Raw genomic sequence first — 23,902 nt, 5'->3', positions numbered from 1 at the left:
TCCTCCTAGTTTTATGTAAATTATTGATTTACTTTTACCATTGATGGGCGAATCACACGGTCTTTTAATTTATAACCTTTTTGGAATTCTTCCACAACCGCGTTTGATTCAAATTCACTATCTTCCACTTGCATAATAGCTTGGTGTTCATTAGGATCAAACTGTTTACCAACAGCTTCAATCACTTCCACACCTTCTTTAGTCAGCGCTTCTAACAATTGACGATGCACCATTTCCATACCTTGTAACAAGGATTTCGTTTGCTCATCAGTCGCTTCCACTTGCATTGCTCTTTCAAAATTATCAAGAGCTGGCAAGATGTCTGAAACTAGACTTTGTGCTCTATATTTTTCAGCAGCCTGTTTATCCATTTGGACACGGCGCTTATAATTTTCAAAATCAGCTTGTAGACGTAATGTGCGACCTTCCGTTTCCGTTAGTTTCGCTTGTAACTCATCTACTTTTTCTTGTAAAAGAGCAGCCTCACTTTTTTCTTCTACAGTTTCTTCACTGTTTTCTGGCGTGACAGCTTCTTCAACTTGCGCTTCTTTTACTTCTTCTACCACTTGTTCGTTACGCTCTTCCACAATATTCACCTCCTTAAAAGGTATTAGGTATCATGCATAGCATGATTACCTAAGCATTATATATTACACACAGCAATGAAAATTTCATCACTTGAGCGAATGTATTACTCTCATTTACTTTTTAAGCCCATCAGTAAATTGTCTCGTAAATAACTGTAACAAACTAATTACACGAGAGTATTGCATTCTCGTAGGACCTAAAATAGCAATTGTTCCAAGTTGCTCTTCGCCGATTGAATATGTTGCAGAAATTAAACTACAATCCTCCATAGCCGTCGAAGAGTTTTCCCTACCAATTTTCACTTGAATCCCGACTTGTTTATGACGCAAAATGTCATAAAATTCGGCTTCATTATCAATCATGGTAAGTAAAGATCTAACCTTTTGAATGTCATGGAACTCTGGCTGCGAAAGCATATTTGCTTTTCCTCCAAAGTATATCTTTTCCGATAAAGGAACTTGAAATGTACCATCCAACATTTTTATTGCACTATCGTAATTATGAACATACCCACGTAAAACTGTAACAATCTCTTTAAAGATTTTATTATGAAGTTCTTCCATCGGTACGCCAGATAGCTTTTCATTTAAAATATTAACCATTTTTTCTAAATCTGATAAATCAACAGATTCCGGAACGGTAATCGTTTTACTTTGTACATGCCCTGTATCGGTTACAATAATAGCGACTGCAGTTTGACGATCAAGCGGCACAATTTGTACATTTTTAAGTTTATTTGTACTTAACTTCGGTCCAAGAACAATGGCCGTATAATTCGTAAGTTCTGATAAAATTTGAGCAGATTGCTGTGCAATTTTTTCCGCTTCAAAAATTCTTTCGGCAAATAAATCTTTAATTTGTACAATTTCAGCGTTCGGTAAGTTTTGCGGAGCTAAAAGATGGTCTACATAAAATCGGTAACCTTTCTCAGAAGGAACACGTCCAGAAGAACTGTGCGTTTTTTCAATAAAACCTAATTCTTCTAAGTCCGCCATTTCATTTCGAATAGTAGCTGAACTAAATGTAATTTCATCTTTTTTAGCCAACGTTCTAGACCCAACGGGCTGCGCTGATCCAATAAAGTCATCAATAATTGTTTGTAAAATTAAGAGCTGACGTTCCGTAAGCATCTCATCATCACCTCTGTTAGCACTCTTTGTCTTTGAGTGCTAAATCTATTAATAACTTACCAAAATTGACATTCAATTGTCAACGGAAACGTCACGAAATAATGAAACTTTTTCACGCCTATGGAACATTTAATTAGTCAATCAAAAATGATTGGAATACTTCATTCCCTAATAATTTTCCTTTTCGCGTTAAACGCACATGTCCATCTTCCTCTTCAAGCAATCCCTTCTCTTGGTTGCTTTGTAACTGCTTCGCGAAAACTTGATCCATCTCTACATTAAATTTATTGCGGAACGCCGTTTTAGAAACACCTTTTGTTTTTCGAAGCCCTAAGAACAGCTCTTCTTCCATTCTTTCTTTCTCCGTCACTTTGTGAACATCTAAATATGGAAATCCTGTTTCATCAATTTTATTAAAATATTGCTTCAGGGGACCAACATTTTGAATACGTTCTCCGTTCACATAACTATGAGCTCCAGCTCCAAATCCATAATACTCTTCATTATTCCAGTATGTGAGATTATGTCTACTTTTATTGTCACCTTTTGAGAAATTACTAATTTCATACTGGTTATAACCGTGTTTCTCCATTTCATCCATTACTATTTCATACATTTTCGCTTCATGGTCTTCACCCGGAAGACGCAATTTCCCTTTGTTCATTAAGTTATAAAATACTGTTTTTGGTTCCACAATTAATGAATATGCCGAGAAATGTTGTACACCAAGCGTAAAAGCAATATCTAATGTTTCTTTTACATCTTCTATCGTCTGTCCTGGCAAAGCATAAATAATATCTACATTAATATTTTTAAAGCCTACTTCCTGTGCTTCTCGAATCGCTAGGAATGCATCTTCCCTCGTATGCTTGCGCCCGATTTTCTCAAGCAGTTCATCACGGAACGTTTGCACACCAAAACTAATTCGATTCACTCCACCTTCTAGCAGTACATTTAGCTTCTCTTTCGGTAGATCTCCTGGATTCGCTTCAAATGTTAATTCACAATTCGGGGCGAACGGACGCAAATGACGATTAATAATCTCGAGTAATTTTTTTGTCTGTTCCATATTTAACGCTGTCGGAGTTCCCCCGCCCACAAAAATCGTTTTCATACTATCAAATGGAACTTTTTGAACCGTATTTATTATTTCCTTCTCTAAATAATCTAAATATTGATCAACCGGTTGGCGTTCAATAAACACTTTATTAAAATCACAATAGTGACAAATGTGCTGACAAAACGGAATATGAATGTATGCAGCTTGTACCAAATATAACTCCTACCTTTCTAAAAAGAAAACCTCCGCACTCCGGAGGGTTCTCTACTTCTCTAACGTATTACGAATTTGTTCCATTCGCATTTTTCCCCAATCATACATCATTTCAACGATCGGTAAAAGTGACATGCCTAGTTCCGTCATATAATACTCAACGCGAGGAGGAATTTCGGGATATACTGTCCGATCAACAATCCCATCTTCCATTAACTCTTTTAATTGGTTCGACAAAACTTTATGAGAAATGCTTGGGAATAACCGTTGTAATTCACTGAAACGATGCGGCCCTTCCACACCAAGATGCCACAGTATCACAACTTTCCACTTTCCACTAATAATAGAAAGCGTCAATTCCTTTTCACAATTAAAATTACCATTTTGTATTTTATCTTGAATATCTTTTCGAATATTTTCGGACATTAACAATCTCCTAACTCTATATGAACTAAAAAGCTCTCTCATTATTGTAAATGAGAGCTGCTCAGATGTCTAAAAAGTAATTATACAGAAAAAAGAAGCCGCACAAACGACTTCTTTTTTATTTCAAATATTAGTTGTCATCCATTTTCAGTACAGCCATGAATGCCTCTTGCGGTACTTCTACAGAGCCAACAGACTTCATACGTTTTTTACCTTCTTTTTGCTTATCAAGAAGTTTACGCTTACGAGAAATGTCACCGCCGTAACATTTTGCAAGTACGTTTTTACGCATCGCTTTAATTGTAGAACGTGCTACAACTTTATTTCCGATAGTCGCCTGAATTGGCACTTCGAACTGTTGTCTCGGAATTAATTCTTTTAATTTCTCTACGATTACTTTACCACGGTCATACGCTGAATCACGGTGTACGATAAATGATAAAGCATCCACTTGTTCATTATTTAAAAGAATATCCATTTTCACAAGTTTAGATGGCTTATAGCCAATTAACTCGTAGTCAAATGATGCATACCCTTTCGTATTTGATTTCAATTGATCGAAGAAGTCATATACGATTTCTGATAACGGGATTTCATATGTTAATGTAACACGCGTTTCATCTAAATATTGCATATCAATAAACGTTCCACGTTTACCTTGGCAAATCTCCATTACAGCTCCAACATAGTCATTCGGAACCATAATTGAAGCCTTCACAAACGGCTCTTCTACACGATCGATAGACTGTGGATCTGGCATATTAGATGGGTTATCAACAATAACATCTTCACCGTTAGTTAAATAAACTTTATAAATAACGCTTGGCGCTGTTGTAATTAAGTCAATCTTAAATTCACGTTCAATACGTTCTTGAATGATTTCCATGTGAAGAAGCCCTAAGAAACCACAACGGAAACCAAATCCTAGCGCTTGAGATGTTTCTGGTTCAAACTCAAGAGCAGAATCGTTTAACTCTAATTTTTCTAATGCATCACGTAAATCGTTATAACGAGCAGAGTCAATTGGATACAGACCACAGAATACCATCGGGTTTAACTTACGGTAACCTGCTAACGGCTCTGCAGCTGGACGTTTCGCATGTGTAATCGTATCACCAACGCGTGTGTCACCAACATTTTTAATCGATGCTGCTAAGAAACCTACATCACCTACTGTTAACTCGTTACGTTGCGTAGTTTTCGGTGTAAATACACCTACTTCTGTTACTTCAAATTCTTTACCCGTTGCCATCATACGTACTTTATCGCCAACTTTTACTGTTCCATTTACAACACGGATATAAGCAATTACACCGCGGTACGGATCATATAAAGAGTCGAAAATCATACATTGTAACGGCTCTTCTGAATCACCCGCCGGAGCTGGTACTTTTTCAACAATTTGTTCTAAAATTTCCTCAATACCAATTCCAGCTTTCGCAGAAGCAAGTACCGCTTCTGATGCATCTAAACCAATTACATCTTCTACCTCTTGACGTACACGTTCTGGATCCGCACTCGGTAAGTCGATTTTATTAATAACTGGTAAAATTTCCAAATTATTATCAAGCGCTAAGTATACGTTTGCTAACGTTTGCGCTTCAATACCTTGCGCTGCATCTACTACAAGAATCGCGCCTTCACAAGCCGCTAAACTACGAGATACTTCGTACGTAAAGTCGACGTGTCCTGGTGTATCAATTAAATGAAGAATATATTCTTCACCATCTTTTGCTTTATAGTTTAATTGTACTGCGTTTAATTTGATTGTAATACCACGCTCACGCTCTAAATCCATAGAGTCAAGCAACTGAGCTTTCATTTCACGTTGTGTTAACGCGTTTGTTTTCTCTAAAATACGGTCTGCTAACGTTGATTTTCCGTGGTCAATATGAGCAATAATAGAGAAATTACGAATTTTGGACTGTCTTTTTGCTCTTTCTTCTTTATTCATCTATGTTCTCAACTCCTAATAGTCTCGCCAATATACACTAGCACTGATTATATCAATAGAGCAACAAAGATTCAATGAAAACTCGTGCTGCTTACGATACAAATCATTCTATCTATATCTTATGCGAATAAACCATAAGAGACAAACCCTTTTCAAATTTTAAAACGGCTGTCTTACAAACCAGTAAAACAACCGCCTCCCATGTTACTCTTAGCTAAAAATTCCTTTTATTTTCCCAACAACGATATCCGTTCCGAACTTCGTCATTTCATAAGCTACACTTGCTACTGCCATCCCAATTCCTTCTACAACATTAAAACTTCTTAAACGTTCTAACTGTTGTTGTTTTTCTGAGGCCGAAAACGAGCTACCCAAAATTTCTGATTCAGCACCTGTACTTTCTGTCCCTGTCATATGAGCTATTTGTTCATATGACAGTTGCTGATAGCCTTTCATACTTTTCAAACCATGATTAGCAAGTGCCACTCCTGCTATCATCATAAGTAAACATAAAGCCACACTACATATACACAAAAGCGTAAAGCGACTCAAACGATAATCATCTGTTCCCCTCAATGTGTATATGCTCCCGTATTATCTTGATCAATTTGATGATGCAGCGCCGCATTTAAACCACTCGCTATTACATTCGCCATATCCTCAATAAAAGTATCTACTTCTTTTGGGGTTACCATTAAATTATGACCAAGAGGAGATAGCACTTCATAAATCAGCCTTCTTTTTTCTTCTTCTTCCAACGTACCAACAGCACCTAAAAACATATTTCTGCTCTTTTCATCCGGCATATCTTCTTCCGTTAATTTTTTCTTTTCTCCAAATGAAAATCCCGCTGGTAACAAAGAGCGTGAAGGTTTATTTCCTTCTTTCATCTCTCGGCCGAAATGTTTCAAAATAAAATCAATCGTATCACTTGTAATCGAAACAGCATCGACCACAGTCGGAACACCAATCGCGATTACAGGGATACCTAATGTGTCTTTACTTAGTTCTTTACGTTTATTCCCAACCCCCGATCCGGGATGAATTCCAGTATCAGAAATTTGTATCGTGCTATTTACTCGTTCAATAGAACGGGCAGCTAATGCGTCAATCGCAATTACAAAGTCCGGGTTCGTCTTCTCAATAATCCCATAAATAACATCGCTCGTTTCGATCCCTGTAATTCCCATTACCCCCGGCCGAATTGCACTAACAGGCCTAAACCCTTCTTCTACACTTTCAGGCTGTAATTGAAACAAATGTCTCGTTACTAATACATTTTCTACAACTATCGGTCCAAGAGCATCTGGTGTTACATTCCAATTCCCAAGACCTACAATTAAACAGCTTGCTTCTTTTGTAACGCCAACCTCTTCTAAGAAATTAGAAAATTCTTTTGCAAAAATACGCTCCACTTTTTGTTGAAGTTCTGTATCTTGCTGACGTATACCTTGTACTTCAAGCGTTAAATAATTTCCAGGTTTTTTCCCCATCGCTTCAGAGGCAGCTTCATCAATTGTTACTTTTGTAATTATAGTACCTTCTTCTTCCCTCTCTTTTACAATAACTCCCTGTATCCCTTTTTGTTCTTCTTGGCTTTCTTGCAACATTTCATGAGCTTCTACAGCCAGGTCAGTTCTAATGCTATATTTACTTAAATCTAATGGTTCTTTCATCGTATCTCCTCCGTAATTCATAGTAAATATCGTTAGATTTCCCAAAGTTATATAAGGTCATTCTTTCCTTTACGTGAAATTTCATGGATATACTATTGCAATTCTCTTCACCGTTTGATAGAATATCACTTGTTCTATGTAAGAATCGAGTCATTCGATTGCACCAGGGAGGTGAAAAGTATGGCAAACATCAAATCTGCTATCAAACGCGCTAAACTTAGCGAAGAGCGTCGTGCACATAACGCTTCTATCAAGTCTGACATGCGTTCTGCTGTTAAAACTGTAGAAGCTTTAGTTACTAATAACGATCTTGAAAATGCTAAAGAAGCTTTCAAAACTGCTTCTAAAAAACTTGACAAAGCAGCTCGTAAAGGTCTTATCCACCAAAACGCTGCAGCTCGTCAAAAATCTCGCTTAGCGAAACAAGTAAACGCGTAAGGCGTTTAAAAAACGATCCATTTGGATCGTTTTTTTATACACAAAAAAGTTCATGCACTAAGTACATGAACTTTTTTGTGTCATCACATATGATTTAATCGCATTAAGAAAAATTCGAGCACAAGCTTCTTATCCATCTTTCCCGTCTTCATACTATAATCAGCTTCCGCTAATTCTATAATCACTTTTTTTAATTCTTCAAAAGAGAAAAACTTCGTTTGATTCATTGCTAACTTTACACGATACGGATGTACACCAACATGAGACGCAATTTGATTTTGTCCATAACCACGTTGCTGTAGCTCTTTCACTTGATACAACAAGCGGAATTGACTCACTAATAACGCAAGCAATTTAATCGGCTCTTCCTGCTGCGTAAATAATCCATCCAAAATTTGCATTGCACCTGCAATATCTTTTTTCACCACTTTTTCTGTCAAAGCAAATACATTTTGCTCAACTGATTTTGGCACAAGCTCTGCAACAAGTTTCGTCGTAATCTCTCCGCCCATACCAACGTATAACGTTAACTTGTCCATTTCCTTCGCCAACATCGTTACATTACTTCCCACAAGCTCTAGCAACAAACTAACAGCCGCGTTATCAATATGCACATGCACTTCATCTGCACGAGCAACAATCCACTTCTGAACATCCTGTACTTGCATCGCATTCGCTTCTACTACATCTGCTGTTTTCTTTAATAGTTTTGTAATTTTTTTTCGCTCATCAAGTTTTTCGTAAGGCGCAACAAAAACAAGAATAGAAAATGGAGAAGGTTCACCAATGTATTCTTCTAAAATTTTTATATTTTGCTCTAACTTTTCTTTTTGCGAAGTCAAAAATAGCGGTGATTTTATTAACAGTACTTTCCGTTCTCCAAAGAAAGGAAGCGTACGCGCATCCTCAACCACATCTTCTAAATACGCTTCTTCTAAATCGTATGTCACAACATTAAACTCTCGATCTTCTTCTTCAAGTGCTTCTGTCGTAATAAGCTTTATCGTTTCATTTATAAAAAAAGCTTCCGTTCCATATATTAAATATAACGGAGCAAACTGTTTCTTTTTAATTTTTTTATGTATATCACTCATACTTTTTCCTACTCCCTAACTTGGCAATATATATTTATACTAATGCCCTAGCTTTTGTTTTACAAGTACAAAGGAACAGGCTTTATAACCCGTCCCTTTATTTATATTAAACGCCACGCAATAAGCCCCGGGTTTCTTATTGGTGTGCGGTAATCACCTTCCCTTTATTATTCGCAATAAAAATTTGAGTATAAGTGCCAACTGTTAACATGCTTGGAAACGAAAAACTCACATTACTTCATGATTTAAAAGTAACAAAAAAGCTCGTTTTCTCTTCATATGGAAATTGTAGATTTTTTTCTGACAATATTTTATACTAAAGTGGAATGTTGGGGAGGGATTCTAAATGAATGATTTTGAACAAAACGTTCAAAGTAAACGCAATGACGCTATTGATTCAGGGGTAGGATTTATCGTCTCATTTGGTTTTTTCGCAACACTTTTCATCATTGCAACTGTTATTAAATTTATCGGTTCTTAAAGACTGCCACTTCATGGCAGTCTTCTCTTTTTCATCTATTATGTGTTTTATCATATGTGATTTTACTTTTAAAGGTTCCATTTTCCCCTTTAAAAACATAGGAAATAGCACCTTGCTTGTCCGTGCGCCATATCGCACTCCCCATCTTCTCAAAACGCTCTATCACTTCTTTATGCGGGTGTCCATACCTATTCTGCTTACCAACAGATATAATCGCTACACGAGGCTGTATGACGTTCAAAAAAGGCTCTATAGATGACGTATTACTCCCATGATGAGCAACTTTTAAAACATCCACTTGTAAATCTGGATATGCCTCTACTAAAATCTTTTCCCCTTCTTCTTCCAAATCGCCTGTAAATAGCCACTTCAACCCTCCAAATTTTGCCCATATTACAATTGAAGCGTTATTTTCGCTTTTTTCTTTTCCTTTTGGAGCTAAAACGAAAAATTCCGCTTCATTTACACTCCAACCCTCCCCTTCCCCCACTTCAGTTATTTTCATTTCCTTTTCTAATGCCTGTTTCTTGACTACTTTTTCTAATACTGCATCTTTTCCCTTTCGGCCAAATACCACTTCTTTTACAGGTATATATGATAATAATTCTTGCGCAGCACCTATATGATCTGCATCTCCATGCGTTACGATTAATTTATCAATTGTTTTAATACCTTCTTTTTGTAAAAAGGGTATTAAAACATCATTTCCAACAGAAAATTCATGCTTTTTTTGTTGCCATTCTTCCTTATTTACACGAAGCGTTCCACCTGTATCAATAAGATAAATCCCTTTATCATACGGAAGGCGAATTAATATTGCATCACCTTGTCCAACATCAATAAATGTTACACTTCCGCTTCCTCTAAAATATGGATATATATAATGACATGTGCTAATAAAAAGAAATACACTCGCAACTATACAAACTATTTTTTTCGGCGCTCTCCGTTCCCAAACCATCAATATACTGACAATACTGGCGCAATATACAGCTACAAGATTGAAGGGCGTCTTCCCGAAAATAAGCTGGGTAAATGGTAAACTTTCACAATAACTTAGAAAATCATTAGACATACTCAAGCCTATTGATAATACATCTGCAAATCCTTTTGCGAGAAACGGGACAATTGGCATACACAGTAAAATAATAATGCTACATGGTAATACAATGATAGATAAAAACGGAACGTATAAGAGATTGAGGAGAATGCTATATGGAGAAAAATAACCAAAGTGATATAACAAAATCGGAGTACTAACGAGCTGTGAAATGATAGAAATATAAATAGAATTTCGGATTACTCCGTTGCTACTCCCTAACAATAACGGAGCAGACAAAAGTAAAGCGAAGCTGCCTACAAAAGAAAACTGAAATCCAATATTAAAAACAAGATAAGGGTCATATATAAGCATACATATAGCTGTGACACTTAAAGCATCTAAACTAGATAAACGAATCGAGCACATAAAAGCAATCAACATCAAAACTCCTGTTATAGAAGCTCTTATAACAGAGGGTGACGCCCCTGCTAAAACCATATACAAAGGAATACAAACGATAAGGAAAATTGTTGTTACCTCCCTCGTCGCACCGCTTCTTAGCAAAATAAAATATACTATCACCATTAACAATACAATGTGCGAACCTGAAATTGCTAACAAATGTACAAGACCAAATTGTTGATATTGCTCTTCCACTTCAAACGTCATTTGTTGTCTATCACCAAATAGTAATGCATTCATAAAAGCACCTGATTGCTCTGGAAACATTTCTGTAACTTTCGAGATTGCTTGTTGCCTTAAAAGAAGAATCCATTGCGTGAGCGACAGTGATGTTTTATAGCATTCAGAAATATATGTAGCCTCAAATGTGAAATGAATATGTTGTTTGTATAAATAATCACGGTAATTAAAACCATGAAAATTCCGAGCTGTTTCCGGTTCTTTCCTCTCACCCTCGAATACACATGATATCCCTGCGTATAATTGTTGCATTTTTTTCTTTTCCAAGACTGATTTGATTCTATAACTTAACTGCACTATATTTTTATTCTGATCTTCAAATTGAAAAGATAGGCGATCCCCATTAACAAGCGGCGTATTTTGTATAACCCCTCTTGTAACTCCATAGGACTCCCCTAGAGGCTTATTCCACGTTTGAACATAGGAAGTGTATATAGCGCTACTAAAGCACGCTACAATACAAAAAATGAAGGTTTTACGCGAAGTGCGATATAAACAGAAGAAAACATTTAAAAAGAGGCAAAAAACTATCAATAAAAGTGACGAGGAAAAGGCAATTGCAACCCCTATTATAAACGAGATTGCAACATACCCCCATTGTTCCTGCAACTTATACTCACTCCTTATAGCATCATTTTTGCTTTCGTGAATACATGCTGTAATTCTTCCATTGATAAATTATCTTTTTCTAAAGACGCAAATAATTCTTTCAACTCTGTATAACGTTTTTGCTCCTCTAATGCAGCAATATCATATTCTAGCGGAACGTGCTTCACTGTTACGTTCGCTTGTTCAAATAACTCTATGGCGTATGGATGATTTTTATAATCCTGTGCATAATAAACCGCTGTAATACCACTTTGAATAATTGCCTTACAACATTGTAAACAAGGGAAATGCGTAACGTAAATTTCTGCTTCCTCTGTTTTCGCACCAAACTTGGCACATTGTAATAAAGCATTCATTTCGGCATGAATTGTCCGAACACAATGATTATCGATTACGTAACAACCATCATCTATACAATGTACGCCACCTTTAATTGAACCATTATACCCACCAGCAATAATTCGTTTATCGCGAACGATTGTCGCTCCTACCGCAAGCCTTGTACATGTACTACGCAAAGATAGTAGATGGCTTTGCGTCATAAAATATTGATCCCATGAAATTCGTTCCATATTTTTCACCTACTTTTTTGTCTACTTGTAGTGTAGCGAAAGAAGAAAAACTTCGTCAATCTTTTACGGAATAATAATTTGATCTTTTATCTTTTCAAGAGACTTCGCACCAATCCCATCAATCTCTAATAAATCTTCTATTTTCTGAAACGGACCATGTTCTTCTCGATATTTCAAAATACTTTCTGCCTTTCGAGAGCCAATCCCTGTAATTTTTTCTAGTTGTTCTTTCGCCGCTGTATTTATTCGAATCTTGCCATCTTCCTTAGAAGAAGTAAGCACCTCTTGTTCTGACTCATTTTTACTCGGTATATAAAGAAGCATTTGATCTTGTACAATTTGTGCTAAATTCACTTTTTTCATATCTACTTCTGATAAAAAACCACCAGCCTTTTGAACCGCATCCTTTACGCGATCTCCTTCCTTCATTTCATATACCCCTTCTTTACTGACCGCTCCTTTCACATCAATTATAATTGTTCTTTTCTGTTCCTTTGTATCCGATATTTTCGGTTTACCCTTTTTTTCTATCTCCTTCTCTTGTACATTCATTGTAATAGGCGTTCGTTCTACACTCTGATTCGTTTTCCAAAAAACAAGAAAAAGTAAAGTTCCAATAATAGCTACTAAACCTAACCACTTTTTCGGAAAATCCCACATCATTTTACACCTCTAATCATAAATTTATAACATCATTCATATTGTTTAGGAGAAAGCTGTTACGAAGGAGGGATGAAACTTTGAACATAGGAATTATAGGGACAGGAAACATGGGGAATATACTAATCGATGCATTTTTAGAAACCCGTGCTGTCAAACCTTCGTGCCTTACAATCATTAATCGGACGCCTGCAAAAGCATATCATATAAAAGAAAAATACCCTTCTGTTCAGATAGCAAAAACAATCCCGGAAGTAATCGAACAATCACAACTTATTTTTATTTGTGTTAAGCCGATAGATATATACCCTATCCTAAAAAAATACGCTGAACATTTTTCTGATGAAACGTGCTTAGTTTCTATTACAAGTCCAATATCTCCATCACAATTAGAGACTCTCGTACCTTGCCACGTCGCGCGTATCATTCCAAGTATCACAAATCGCGCGCTCTCTGGCGCCTCACTATTTACATTTGGAGATAATTGCTCTGAAGAATGGCAACAAAAACTACTTCGTCTATTCAAAAACATTTCTACACCTCTTGTAATAAAAGAAGATATAACGCGCGTTTCATCTGATATAGCAAGTTGCGGTCCTGCTTTCTTTAGTTATTTACTACAATGCTTCATTAACGCTGCTGTAGATAAAACAAATATTACACACGAAGAGGCTACTACTTTAGTAAGTGAAATGGTCGTGGGGATGGGGAAATTACTTGAAAAAGAAATCTTCACATTACCTACCTTACAAGAAAAGGTTTGCGTGAAAGGCGGCGTTACTGGGGAAGGCATTCGGGTTTTAGAAGAGCACGTTGGAGATATGTTCCATAAGTTAATCGAGCGAACACATGAAAAATTTGATGAAGATTTAGAATGCGTTGATCAGCAATTCAATAAACACACATAATAAATACGTCATTTTCATTCCAAATCCTTTTTATAAATACTTACTTTTTTACAATACATTTTCACTTCAACTACTATTCCCACACTTTACGCATATAATCTTCAGATTATGCTAGAACTAAAAATACATCTTCTTTATAAAACAAAAGCAACCTTCTCGGTTGCTTTTGTTTTTATCCGTTTTTCTTCGCCATGAAGAAAATACGCTCTGTTTGTTCTGTAACTTCAAGTCGCTCAAAATCACCTGTTACACGAAGCACTGTAAAACCTGCTTCTTCAAGCCATTTCGTTAACTCTTCCACTTGATATGCACGTTGCACGTGACATTCGTCAAACCGATGGTACACATCTTCTTCTGGATCTTGAACAAAGAATGTTAAATCATGCTCTACACTATTTGATTCTTCACCAGGGAAGCAATTCCAAATAAGAGATATTTCTTCTCCATTCACTGTATACGTTTCATTTTGAAATACATGATGTATTTTATATAAAGAGTGTACATCAAATAAAAACAAACCATCTTGACGTAAATGGTGAAATACTCTTCTAAATGTTTCTTGTACTCCATCTTCTTGCAATACATAATTTAATGAATCACAAAAGATGGTTACACAATCAAACTCACCTGGAACATCAAGCTCTCGCATGTCTTGTTGATAAAAAGGAATAAAGTATCCCTCTCCTCCTAGTTTTTGCTGAGCGACTGTTAACATTTCTTCTGAAAGATCGACACCTATTAAATCGTAACCCTTTTGCACAAGCGGCAGGGTTACATTACCTGTACCGCATGCTACATCAAGAATTTTTGCCTCTTTCATATCTGCCTGCTGTAAACTTTCCTCTGTAAATTCCACCCATTTATCATAAGGGACATCATTCATTAGTTCGTCGTACAACAATGCAAATTGTTCGTATTTCATTGGCCTAACTCTTCTGTAATATCTTCACGTGGCACATCGCCCCATAGACGCTCTAAATTATAGTGATTACGCTCATCTTTATGGAATACATGAGCAACTACATCTCCAAGATCAACTAATACCCAACGTGCTTCGTCAAACCCTTCCATACGTTGTACGTCGATTTGGAACTCATGTGCTTTTGATTTAATTTCACGTGCAATTGCTTGCACTTGTTTGTCTGAATTTCCGTGACAAATAATGAAATAATCTGCAATTGGTGAAATACCTTGCATATTTAGGACAACCATATCTTCTGCTCTCTTATCATCAGCTGCTTTTGCCGCTAATACTAATAAATCTTTATCGTTCATTTACTCATTTCCTCCTTGATAACTGCATTGTATGTTTGGAATGTTAATGGATAAATCGTCTGATCTTTTTCCATTAAAAATTGAATTGTTCTCTTTAACGCAAATAATAAAGCTTGATTTATATCCGTATATGCGAGTTTACGAGCCTCTTCCACTCCTGGAAACTTTCGCCCAGGTTCAATGTAATCAGCTACATAAATCACTTTATCTAACATCGTCATATTCTCATGACCACTTGTATGATATGTAATAGCTTGCAAAATTTCAGAATCCGTAATGCCTACTTCTTTTTCTACTAAGTATGCCCCAACAGGTGCATGCCATAACTCTTTGTTATAGCAAAGTAAGTCTTTCGGCAAATCTTCACGTTTAATAATTTCTTCCATCTCTGAAATTGCTCTACATTTCGCATAATCATGGAATATAGCTGCCATCTCTGCTTTTTTCTCGTCCACACCGTATAACTTAGCAAGCTCAATCGCTGTCTCCATTACACCAATTGTGTGTATATAACGTTTTTCATGCATTTGTTGTTTGACAATATGCAGTGCATTCTCACGATTCATACAACCCATTCCTCTCGATATATACCTGTACTTTTTCGGGAAGTAAATATTTACACGTTTTCTTCTCCTTATATCTCTCACGTAATAAGGATGAAGAAACTGCAAATTCCGGAATTTCCACTGTAGTAATCTTATATGGTGTATGCAATGTATACCCAGGTCTTGCAACTCCAACAAACGTTACAAGATTAAGTAAAGCTTCAATGTTATACCACTTCGGTAAATACTCAACCATATCCCCACCAATAATAAAGTGAAACTGCACATCCGGATACTTCTTCGTCAATTGTAACATAGTGTCATACGTATAAGATGGGCCCTTCCTACTTAGCTCTTCTAAACAAATAGAAAAGTGCTCTTCTGCCTCAGTCGCGAGCTCTAACATATGTAAACGACTTTCTACACTTGTAATATTCCGCCCTTGTTTATGTGGCGGAATCTGGTTTGGCAAGAACCATACTTCTTCCAAGTTCAAAGCGTGATATACTTCATTTGCAATTAGCAAATGTCCATAGTGAGGCGGATCAAATGTACCGCCAATGATGCCAATTTTTCTCAAAAGAAACGCCCCTTCCTTTTACATACAGCAACTCTCCTCGGTTAGGAATGAAGAGAGTTGCTATTAATAAAAGTTCAATTGGTTTCGCTCTCTACATCATTACGCATAAACGATAAAAATAGCGCACGCTAGTCTTTTTATCGAGGAAGCTTAATTTGTTTATTTTCTCTTGATTCTTTGTATAAAACGATTGTGCTTCCAATTACTTGAACGATTTCAGCACGTGCACCTTTTGCAAGTTCTTCCGCAACCTCACGGCGATCAAATTCACAGTTTTGTAATACACTTACTTTAAATAACTCACGAGCTTCTAAAGTATCTGCGATTTGTTTAATCATATTTTCATTTACTCCGCCTTTTCCTACTTGAAAAATTGGTGTTAAATGATGTGCTTGTGCACGTAAAAATCTTTTTTGTTTTCCTGTTAACATATATGTTAGCCTCCAAGCTTTTCTATAACTAATTGTTTCATTCTCTCGATATTTGGCGTGCGTCCTGTCCACATTTCAAATGCAAGTGCTCCTTGATAAACAAACATATCAATACCATTTTGAATGATTGCACCTTGCTCTTTTGCCTCACATAAAATTTTCGTTTCAAATGGATTATAAATTATATCTGATACAATCGTTCCTTTTTTTAACGAACAAATTTGTAATGGCGTATGTTCTACGTGTGGATGCATACCTATCGTTGTCGTCTGAATGATAATATCATAATTTCCTTGTTCTTCTGTCGCTTTTTCTAACGACAAAGCAACAGAATTAACATCGGCCGTACGTGCAGCAATAAGTTCCTTTGCCTTATCTACTGTACGATTGGCTACATCAATCTCTTTTACACCTACATCAGCAAGAGAAAAATAAATAGCTCGGCTGGCACCACCTGAACCAAGTAACAAAATACGTTTCCCTTGAAGTGGTTCATTACTAATTGACTGCAGCGCTCGAACAAAACCAATCCCGTCTGTGTTATAGCCAATTAATCTTCCATCCTTATGAACCACTGTATTTACTGCACCGATTTTCCTTGCCAATGGGTCAATCTCATCCAAATACTCCATAATAGCAACTTTGTGCGGAGTTGTTACATTAAATCCTGAAATACCTAATGCTTTTAAACCTCTTACTGCTTCCCCTAGCAATTCCTCTTCAACAAGGAACGCATGATAATGGGCATCCATATTCAAGTGTTCAAATGCATCGTTATGCATAACGGGTGATAATGAATGTCCAATTGGATTTCCGATTACACCATATAATTGTTTCATAAATCCCTCTCCATATTAAATTAAAGATTTACGTAGTGAAACACTTACTCCTTTTGGTACGTGTGCAACAATTTTTGCTCCTGGTTCGTTCACAGTAACCCATCCTAATCCAGAGAATACAACATCCGTTTTAGGTTCACGAATATTAAATTCGTATTTCACTAGCTCAGGCATATTTGCTAATTCTTCTGGCGTTGGTGGGCTTAGTAAATCCCCGGCATGATTTTTATATAATTCATCTGCTTTCTCAAGCTTTGTACGATGGATTGTTAAGCGATTCGAGAAGTGACAAGTAAATGCACGACGACCACCACTTACATAATCAAAACGTGCCAATCCACTAAAGAATAACGTTTGTTCTTCATTTAATTGGAATACCATCGGCTTAATTTCTTTTGTTGGTGTAATAAGCTTTAAGCTCTGCTTTCCAACATAATGAGCCATTTGGTGGTGGTTAATAATACCTGGCGTATCATATAAAGAAGACTCTTCGTCCAATGGAATATCAATTAAATCAAGTGTTGTTCCTGGGAAATGAGATGTTGTAATTACATTTTCAGTCTCATCACTAAATTCTTTAATCATACGATTAATAAATGTCGATTTCCCTACATTCGTACATCCAACAACATAAACATCTTTGCCGCCGCGATAATACTCAATAGCATCTGCTAGTTCAGCGATTCCTTGTCCCTTCGCTGCACTAATTAAAAAGACATCTTCTGGTTTTAATCCTAGCTGCTTTGCACTATAGCGCATCCAATGTTTTACTTTATCATGTTTTACTGACTTTGGAATTAAATCAGCTTTATTTCCAACAAGTAATACTTTATTATTCCCTACGAAACGATGTAAGCCAGGTAACCAGCTACCATTAAAATCAAAAATATCTACAATTTTGACTACTAATGCATCTGATTTTCCAATTCCATTTAAAATGCGTAGGAAGTCATCATCTGTTAACGATACATCTTGAATTTCATTGTAATGCTTCAAGCGAAAACAACGTTGACAAATAACTTGTTCTTTCTCTAAAGATGAGGCAGGAGCATACCCCACTTCGTTTTTATTTTCTGTTTGAATTTCTACACCGCAACCAATACATTTAATTGTTTCAGTCAAACTTTATTCCTCCCAGTTAATTAAACCTTTTTTCTTCATATTTTTCATAATTCTTCGTTCAATTTTTCGATTAAAGCGCGTTACTAATCCGTCCGTTTGTGCTACCGGTACAACTAAAATTGTATGAAGGCCTACTCGGTTGCCACCAAGCACGTCCGTCAGTAACTGATCTCCAATTACTACAACTTCATCTGGCTGCAAACGCATCTCTTGTATCGCACGCTTAAATGCGCGAACAAATGGTTTACGTGCACTATGAATAAATGGAATACCTAATGGATCAGCAAAATCTTTTACACGTTGCTCATTATTATTTGAAACGACCGTTACTTGAATGCCTTGCTCTTTCATTTCCAAGAACCATTTTTCAAGTTGCGGTGTTGCATTGGGACGATCCCATTCAATTAAAGTGTTATCTAAGTCAGTAATAACGCCTTTAATCCCACGTTTTTTTAAATCTTCTGGTTGAACATGATATACATTTTTCACATATTCATTTGGTAAAAATAGTTTCAATTTCTTTCACCTCTTTGAGGATTTTTCATAAAATTTTTCGACAACATTTTTCGATATATAACCTGTGGATAAAATTGTACACATTTTCCACATTAATTTTTCAGTTAATTTGGAATTTACTAACAAACTATACACACTTTATCCACCTAGGTATGTGGATAACCACTCGTTTGTGACTGTCATATTTTTTTGGTACATTAAATGCATCAACGAATCAATCCTTATATTATTAGGAGGTGACTCACCTTGAAAACAAAACATATGGAACAGTTATCCACTGAGTTACTCACTGAGTCTTATTATAAAGCAAAAGAACTAAAATTAAATCCCGACTTCATTTTACTTATAAAACAAGAAATCATTAGACGCTCATTAGAGGACAAGCTTGTCAAATCATCTTGATTACATATAAAGTGAAAGTTTAATCAGCCCTTACCAATTAAACAGTTAAAGGATAATTTATTGGATGCCCTGTAAAAAGAGCCATCCTACGATGGCTCTCGAATAAACAAGTACTCCCATCTAGGGGATTTCATCATTAAGTATCTTTGCCCATAACTCTTACTTACGGTTATAAAAGCTTTTCTTTATTTATGAGCTAAGCGAGTAGCTATTTTTTCACCAAGACGAAGCTCTTGTCCACTCTTTAATTCCTGCACTACTTCTATCATATCTTTTTCAAACAATAACACAACTGTTGAACCAAATGTAAAGTATGCCATTTCTTCACCTTTTTGAACAGTGTCTCTCTCATGCAAAAGCTCAATACTATTAACAAACATGGCCCCTACTTTTACAAGAGCCATATGCTCGCCATCACTGCTTACTTCTGTAACAGAACGATAATTTTTTGACAGTGGTTCTTTCCCGTATTCCATACCAGCTGCATTTACCGGATATGATTTTCTACCGAGTACAAATCTTTCAGTCACAGAACCAGAAAGCGGACTATGAATGCGATGATAATGACTTGGACTCAAATAAATTACCATATATGTACCGCCTGCATATCGCGTTGCACGTTCTTCATTACCTAGCATATCCACAATCGAATAACGCTTTCCTTTAATATCAAATGTTTTTGTATCCTCAATAGGGCCTTGATCTGCAAAAACACCATCAACAGGACTAACGATACTCGATGCATCTGTATCAATACTACGCTTTCCTTCTTTTAGCTTACGCGTAAATAATTCATGCAATGTTCTATATTCCTTCAAACCCTTTTCCATCTCATCTTGATTAATTTGAAAAACTTTCGCATACGATGGAATAATGATAGAGCTCAAACGAGATTGTGCAAATTTACGTAATATATAAGAAGTAAAGCGACCATTTGTAAGTTCTATCATAAGTCGATATAATGTACGTCGCAAATTGCGAAACCCCCTAATCAGTCTATAACTTTAGTTTTCCCTTCTTTTCTTTCTATATCATATGTAAAATTGGTTCTTATTCCCACATATCATATAAAGCAGCCTTATTATATATACAGAAAACTAAGTATGGTATTATTCTTAAATTATTTAGCACCTTCTAATATTACAGATAGAATCCGTCATTTTCAACAGTGAACATGTATTTCTTCTTAGCATAACGCGTTTTCTTTTCTTATTTACAATAAGAAAAGCAGCCTATTTTAAATATGGCTGCTTCTAATACACTTTACTCTTTCGCTTTTTTCTCTTTCTCTGCCCTGACAAACTCGTGGAACATTTTCATTAAAGCACGCTTTTCAATCCGTGATACGTAGCTTCTAGAAATACCAAGCGCCTTAGCGATTTCCCGCTGTGTTTTCTCCTTATCTAGCCCAAGTCCAAAACGTTTCACAATCACTTCTTTTTCTCTTTCGTCTAAAATATCGATATACTCTTTAATTTTTTCTAACTCCATACTAAGCTGAATCATATCAATTACATCTTCAGACTCTGATTTTAATATATCAATAAGCGATATTTCATTGCCCTCTTTATCTTGCCCGATCGGATCATGAAGTGAAACATCTTTTTTCGTTTTCTTTAGTACACGTAAATGCATCAAAATTTCATTTTCAATACAGCGTGCTGCATACGTCGCAAGCTTCGTTCCCTTTCCTGCAGAATAGCTCTCAATCGCTTTAATGAGCCCAATCGTACCAATTGAAATTAAATCTTCTGCATCTTCTCCTGTGTTCTCAAATTTTTTAACGATATGAGCTACAAGCCGTAAATTATGTTCAATTAAAAGATTTCTCGCTTGAGCATCACCTTGCTCCATTAACTCTAAGTACTTTCTCTCATCATCTGATGATAACGGCTGCGGGAACGCATTATTCTTCACATAAGAAACAAAGACAAACACTTCTCGAACCATATATCCAATTGCGGCGAATAGACTCAAACCTTTCACCTCCGCCAAAATAGTGGTCTTTATTATGTGTATGTGGGCGTGAGGTTGTTTGTGTCTGTACAGTTTATTTATAAAACTCAACACTTCCAATATTTAAAATAATTTATTGTTATATTATAATTATATAAAATTGTTATTTATATATGAATATGCTATTAAAGGGGACATTATTCATGCTTACATTAGATCGATTATTAAATGTAACAATTTATTTAGGAGTATTTTTACTTTTCATTTCGTTCATTACTTTTGTTATTAAAAGAGGGCCTGATTTATTATTTTTTCAATTTGGAATTTCTTTATTTTTTGGAGCTCAAATTATAACTGGAATAAAATTTTTTCATAACTATGGTTTCTCGTTTCACTCAAAACTAGAACTACTTATCTTTATTTTCTATGTAATTGGAATTATTACATGTATACTATTGTTCTTTCATTTTCAAAATCTGTATCGAATTTTTTTATTAATTTGTAGTTTTTTATTTTTAACTGGATCCAATTATTACTTTAAAGAAACATTAAATTTTAGTAAAAAAATTCCAAAGCAACATAAAACTTTTTTAAGTACACAAGAAGACTCTTTTCCAAAAGAAGTCCGTAAATTTTCAGAGGATTACAATAATATAATAAGGAATGACTTTTATGAAATACCGATGATTCCTACTGAATTACAGATTACAAGCAAAAAAGATTCTTCACATAGTACATCTTTCTTAGTTGAACTTCATAATAGCGAGAATGAAATTACTGATGACTCTGTACAATTAACTCCATCAGACCGTTTTTATGTGCTGTTAAATACACAAAAAACAAAAATATCAAAAATAGTATATGAAGGGCAGAATTTTTTCACATTTACAGTCACACTAAAGGCTCTTAATTTACAGCAAGAACCAGAAATTCATAATATGTTTTTAGAAATAGATAAACGTAGAGCGATGAATCTTCTTAATTTTGAAATTAAAGCCCATACTAAAGAATGGAAAGTAATATTTAAAAGTGATAGTTCTCATTCCAATCTTCCTATCACATTTACTTTTGAAAAGCGAACAGGCAAATTATAAAAATAAAAAGAGTTATTTTCTTTGAAAAATAACTCTTTTTATTTTACTTACTCCAAATCTTTCTCCCCGCTTGGGCATCAATATAACGAATTTCCCGACTACAATCAAAAGGTTCTTTATGTTTTTCATCTGTCGTTTGTTTGTACAGTAGTTTGTATTTCGTTTCCTCTGCATCATGATCTAAAAACCATTCTAATTTAACTCGGATAGCCGCTCTGTATATTTCTAACGCTTTTTCTTTTATTAATTTTGGTGTTGTTTCATATGTAAGTAATTTTTTTATAAAGTTGCTAGACTCCCCCGAGTAGTGCATAACAGTACCATTTTCTGCATTGATGTTGATCATAAATTGGTTATACTCTGCCGGAATATCATTTATATATACAGAAAAGATAAATCTTTCAATCCCATCTTCTGCTTCTTCACGTTCCTCCCAAAGACGCAGATATTGTTTGATATCTGGAATAACTCGTTCTAAAAATTGAAGTGCTTTTTGTAAACATTCCTCTCTAGACAGTATTTGCTTTACTTCTTTATCATCTGTCAGTTTTATAAAACCAGTTAATTCATTGGTTAATTTATCAATTGTAACGCTAACTAAATTATTATATTTCAACATCGGTAAATGCTTTTTAAAGAATTCATTCATTAAATATGGATTCTTTTCTTCTTTCTGTTTTTGTAATTCCTCTTTCGGAACAAATTTCATCCTTATTTCATCATCATTTTCCGTCTCATCTACTTTTGTAAAACCTTCTTTATTCCAGTCAAATAATTCGAATATGTCACCTCGTTCGTTACCTTTTCTCGATTTTCCAACAGCTACAGCCGAAGGCAATTTATAATGATCTGGTCCAAATAAATCTTTACCTGTACTTGCATCAATAAATACATGACTAGGTTCTGGTACATACACAAGGTGGTACCCTTTTACTTCTTCTCCATTTTCATATTTACATAAAGAATGTGTTAAATCTACAAATACAAGCCTCATATCTTGTTTGGCCTTTAAGTTGTCTAAAACGATATTCTCCTCAACAATCTCACTTGGCCATAACGGCTTTTCTTTTATGCTTTCTCGTCCGTTATAATGAAAATTCACAACATTCCCTGAAGGATGCACTTGCACCACACATCCTGTATCCGGTAATGGATATCCATTTACTTCTTGCATATAATTTATTTCTTTCCAGCCACGCCAATCATCCTGGATAGTTACATATGTATAAAACTCTAATCCTTCTTCCACATGTTTTTTTATAAATACATTTACAATCTCTCTTACCCTATTCTCCTCTATAACTTCCTTATCACTCGAAAAATAATTCCCATCATCTATCCTAAATTCAATTAAATTACCAGTATGTCTATTCAATGTAATTTGTATCGTTCTCTCCTGATCCTCTTTATGCTCCCACCATAATAGATGATACGGGTCATCAACCCCTTCTTGATCATCTACAACAAGACTATATTCATCTGGAATGTTAATAATATGAGCCACTCGCTCTTTTCTTTCTTTATCTTTTTGATTCATCATACCGCTCCCTTTATTACATTTTAAGGTAATTATAACAAACAAAACCAAA

27 protein-coding genes are annotated in these 23,902 nt (G+C 35.5%); 5 read left to right on the top strand and 22 right to left on the bottom strand.

Features of this window, described 5'->3' with window-relative positions; genetic code table 11:
* Positions 1-20: 20 nt before the first annotated feature.
* The 7 genes from grpE to gpr form a co-directional block, all read right to left on the bottom strand.
* Positions 21-587 carry a nucleotide exchange factor GrpE gene (gene grpE, locus MKY38_RS00430; protein WP_000392711.1) on the bottom strand — a complete coding sequence of 189 codons (567 nt, stop codon included), beginning with the start codon at positions 585-587 and terminating at the stop codon, positions 21-23.
* 114 nt (positions 588-701) lie between these two features.
* Positions 702-1,718 carry a heat-inducible transcriptional repressor HrcA gene (hrcA, locus tag MKY38_RS00425; RefSeq protein ID WP_000954941.1) on the bottom strand — a complete coding sequence of 339 codons (1,017 nt, stop codon included), beginning with the start codon at positions 1,716-1,718 and terminating at the stop codon, positions 702-704.
* A gap of 133 nt (positions 1,719-1,851) precedes the next feature.
* A complete protein-coding gene (gene hemW, locus MKY38_RS00420) occupies positions 1,852-2,991 on the bottom strand; it encodes a radical SAM family heme chaperone HemW (RefSeq protein WP_065222845.1) in 1,140 nt (379 codons plus the stop codon).
* 51 nt (positions 2,992-3,042) lie between these two features.
* A complete protein-coding gene (locus tag MKY38_RS00415; protein WP_001293539.1) occupies positions 3,043-3,417 on the bottom strand; it encodes a winged helix-turn-helix transcriptional regulator in 375 nt (124 codons plus the stop codon).
* 130 nt (positions 3,418-3,547) lie between these two features.
* Complete coding sequence (lepA, locus tag MKY38_RS00410; RefSeq protein ID WP_065222844.1) at positions 3,548-5,371, bottom strand: elongation factor 4; 1,824 nt, start codon at positions 5,369-5,371, stop codon at positions 3,548-3,550.
* Positions 5,372-5,581: 210 nt separating this feature from the next.
* Positions 5,582-5,947 (bottom strand): YqxA family protein, encoded by a 366-nt coding sequence (locus MKY38_RS00405; RefSeq protein WP_001215037.1) that lies wholly within the window; start codon positions 5,945-5,947, stop codon positions 5,582-5,584.
* Positions 5,944-7,047, bottom strand: a complete 1,104-nt coding sequence (gene gpr, locus MKY38_RS00400) for a GPR endopeptidase (RefSeq protein ID WP_065222843.1) — start codon at positions 7,045-7,047, stop codon at positions 5,944-5,946. Before gpr ends, MKY38_RS00405 begins: the two co-directional genes overlap by 4 nt.
* A gap of 180 nt (positions 7,048-7,227) precedes the next feature.
* Here gpr and rpsT point away from each other — a divergent pair, with 180 nt between their 5' ends.
* Positions 7,228-7,485, top strand: coding sequence for a 30S ribosomal protein S20 (gene rpsT, locus MKY38_RS00395; RefSeq protein WP_001274011.1), 258 nt, complete (start codon positions 7,228-7,230; stop codon positions 7,483-7,485).
* A gap of 83 nt (positions 7,486-7,568) precedes the next feature.
* Here the strand turns inward: rpsT and holA are convergent, their stop codons facing one another.
* Positions 7,569-8,579: a DNA polymerase III subunit delta gene (gene holA, locus MKY38_RS00390; RefSeq protein ID WP_065222842.1), complete on the bottom strand. Its 1,011-nt coding sequence runs from the start codon at positions 8,577-8,579 to the stop codon at positions 7,569-7,571.
* A gap of 346 nt (positions 8,580-8,925) precedes the next feature.
* Here holA and MKY38_RS00385 point away from each other — a divergent pair, with 346 nt between their 5' ends.
* Complete coding sequence (locus MKY38_RS00385; RefSeq protein ID WP_000997609.1) at positions 8,926-9,060, top strand: YqzM family protein; 135 nt, start codon at positions 8,926-8,928, stop codon at positions 9,058-9,060.
* A 31-nt stretch (positions 9,061-9,091) separates the two neighbouring features.
* Here the strand turns inward: MKY38_RS00385 and MKY38_RS00380 are convergent, their stop codons facing one another.
* The 3 genes from MKY38_RS00380 to MKY38_RS00370 all read right to left on the bottom strand — a co-directional run bounded on the left by MKY38_RS00380 (position 9,092) and on the right by MKY38_RS00370 (position 12,648).
* On the bottom strand, positions 9,092-11,413 hold the full coding sequence (locus MKY38_RS00380) for a DNA internalization-related competence protein ComEC/Rec2 (protein ID WP_114555865.1): 2,322 nt from the start codon (positions 11,411-11,413) through the stop codon (positions 9,092-9,094).
* A 14-nt stretch (positions 11,414-11,427) separates the two neighbouring features.
* Positions 11,428-11,985: a ComE operon protein 2 gene (locus tag MKY38_RS00375; RefSeq protein WP_000439773.1), complete on the bottom strand. Its 558-nt coding sequence runs from the start codon at positions 11,983-11,985 to the stop codon at positions 11,428-11,430.
* Between the two features lie 63 nt (positions 11,986-12,048).
* Positions 12,049-12,648, bottom strand: a complete 600-nt coding sequence (locus tag MKY38_RS00370; protein WP_078439772.1) for a helix-hairpin-helix domain-containing protein — start codon at positions 12,646-12,648, stop codon at positions 12,049-12,051.
* A gap of 77 nt (positions 12,649-12,725) precedes the next feature.
* Here MKY38_RS00370 and comER point away from each other — a divergent pair, with 77 nt between their 5' ends.
* A complete protein-coding gene (gene comER, locus MKY38_RS00365; RefSeq protein ID WP_001020560.1) occupies positions 12,726-13,553 on the top strand; it encodes a late competence protein ComER in 828 nt (275 codons plus the stop codon).
* Between the two features lie 172 nt (positions 13,554-13,725).
* On the opposite strand, the gene MKY38_RS00360 is transcribed toward comER, so the two are convergent.
* From MKY38_RS00360 to MKY38_RS00325, 8 genes are all read right to left on the bottom strand, one after another.
* Entirely contained in the window at positions 13,726-14,475 is a 750-nt protein-coding gene (locus tag MKY38_RS00360; RefSeq protein ID WP_000873069.1) for a class I SAM-dependent methyltransferase, read from the bottom strand.
* Positions 14,472-14,828: a ribosome silencing factor gene (gene rsfS / locus MKY38_RS00355; RefSeq protein ID WP_000998173.1), complete on the bottom strand. Its 357-nt coding sequence runs from the start codon at positions 14,826-14,828 to the stop codon at positions 14,472-14,474. Before rsfS ends, MKY38_RS00360 begins: the two co-directional genes overlap by 4 nt.
* The gene (gene yqeK / locus MKY38_RS00350; RefSeq protein WP_001078477.1) at positions 14,825-15,394 is read right to left on the bottom strand and encodes a bis(5'-nucleosyl)-tetraphosphatase (symmetrical) YqeK; all 570 of its coding nucleotides are present in this window, start codon (positions 15,392-15,394) and stop codon (positions 14,825-14,827) included. The genes rsfS and yqeK overlap by 4 nt, the downstream gene beginning before the upstream one ends.
* Positions 15,384-15,953, bottom strand: a complete 570-nt coding sequence (gene nadD / locus MKY38_RS00345; RefSeq protein ID WP_001226048.1) for a nicotinate-nucleotide adenylyltransferase — start codon at positions 15,951-15,953, stop codon at positions 15,384-15,386. The genes yqeK and nadD overlap by 11 nt, the downstream gene beginning before the upstream one ends.
* A 137-nt stretch (positions 15,954-16,090) precedes the next feature.
* Positions 16,091-16,384: a ribosome assembly RNA-binding protein YhbY gene (gene yhbY, locus MKY38_RS00340; RefSeq protein WP_000955224.1), complete on the bottom strand. Its 294-nt coding sequence runs from the start codon at positions 16,382-16,384 to the stop codon at positions 16,091-16,093.
* 5 nt (positions 16,385-16,389) lie between these two features.
* Positions 16,390-17,223, bottom strand: coding sequence for a shikimate dehydrogenase (gene aroE, locus MKY38_RS00335; protein ID WP_000812076.1), 834 nt, complete (start codon positions 17,221-17,223; stop codon positions 16,390-16,392).
* A 15-nt stretch (positions 17,224-17,238) separates the two neighbouring features.
* Complete coding sequence (gene yqeH / locus MKY38_RS00330) at positions 17,239-18,345, bottom strand: ribosome biogenesis GTPase YqeH (protein WP_000140799.1); 1,107 nt, start codon at positions 18,343-18,345, stop codon at positions 17,239-17,241.
* Between the two features lie 3 nt (positions 18,346-18,348).
* On the bottom strand, positions 18,349-18,861 hold the full coding sequence (locus tag MKY38_RS00325) for a YqeG family HAD IIIA-type phosphatase (RefSeq protein ID WP_000765314.1): 513 nt from the start codon (positions 18,859-18,861) through the stop codon (positions 18,349-18,351).
* 246 nt (positions 18,862-19,107) lie between these two features.
* Here MKY38_RS00325 and MKY38_RS00320 point away from each other — a divergent pair, with 246 nt between their 5' ends.
* Entirely contained in the window at positions 19,108-19,263 is a 156-nt protein-coding gene (locus MKY38_RS00320) for a sporulation histidine kinase inhibitor Sda (protein ID WP_000850094.1), read from the top strand.
* Between the two features lie 185 nt (positions 19,264-19,448).
* On the opposite strand, the gene MKY38_RS00315 is transcribed toward MKY38_RS00320, so the two are convergent.
* Entirely contained in the window at positions 19,449-20,237 is a 789-nt protein-coding gene (locus tag MKY38_RS00315) for a phosphatidylserine decarboxylase (RefSeq protein WP_001255002.1), read from the bottom strand.
* 289 nt (positions 20,238-20,526) lie between these two features.
* Positions 20,527-21,240, bottom strand: a complete 714-nt coding sequence (gene sigK, locus MKY38_RS00310) for an RNA polymerase sporulation sigma factor SigK (protein WP_000051382.1) — start codon at positions 21,238-21,240, stop codon at positions 20,527-20,529.
* A 152-nt stretch (positions 21,241-21,392) separates the two neighbouring features.
* Here sigK and MKY38_RS00305 point away from each other — a divergent pair, with 152 nt between their 5' ends.
* Complete coding sequence (locus tag MKY38_RS00305; RefSeq protein ID WP_004407978.1) at positions 21,393-22,313, top strand: hypothetical protein; 921 nt, start codon at positions 21,393-21,395, stop codon at positions 22,311-22,313.
* A 43-nt stretch (positions 22,314-22,356) separates the two neighbouring features.
* Here the strand turns inward: MKY38_RS00305 and MKY38_RS00300 are convergent, their stop codons facing one another.
* Positions 22,357-23,850 carry a YcdB/YcdC domain-containing protein gene (locus MKY38_RS00300; RefSeq protein ID WP_114555864.1) on the bottom strand — a complete coding sequence of 498 codons (1,494 nt, stop codon included), beginning with the start codon at positions 23,848-23,850 and terminating at the stop codon, positions 22,357-22,359.
* Between the last annotated feature and the right edge of the window lie 52 nt (positions 23,851-23,902).

The organism is Bacillus sp. FSL R5-0585, assembly GCF_038004545.1.
GTDB lineage: Bacteria > Bacillota > Bacilli > Bacillales > Bacillaceae_G > Bacillus_A > Bacillus_A cereus.
Note: the sequence above shows the minus strand (reverse complement) of the source record. Positions and strands in the feature narration are given on the sequence as shown.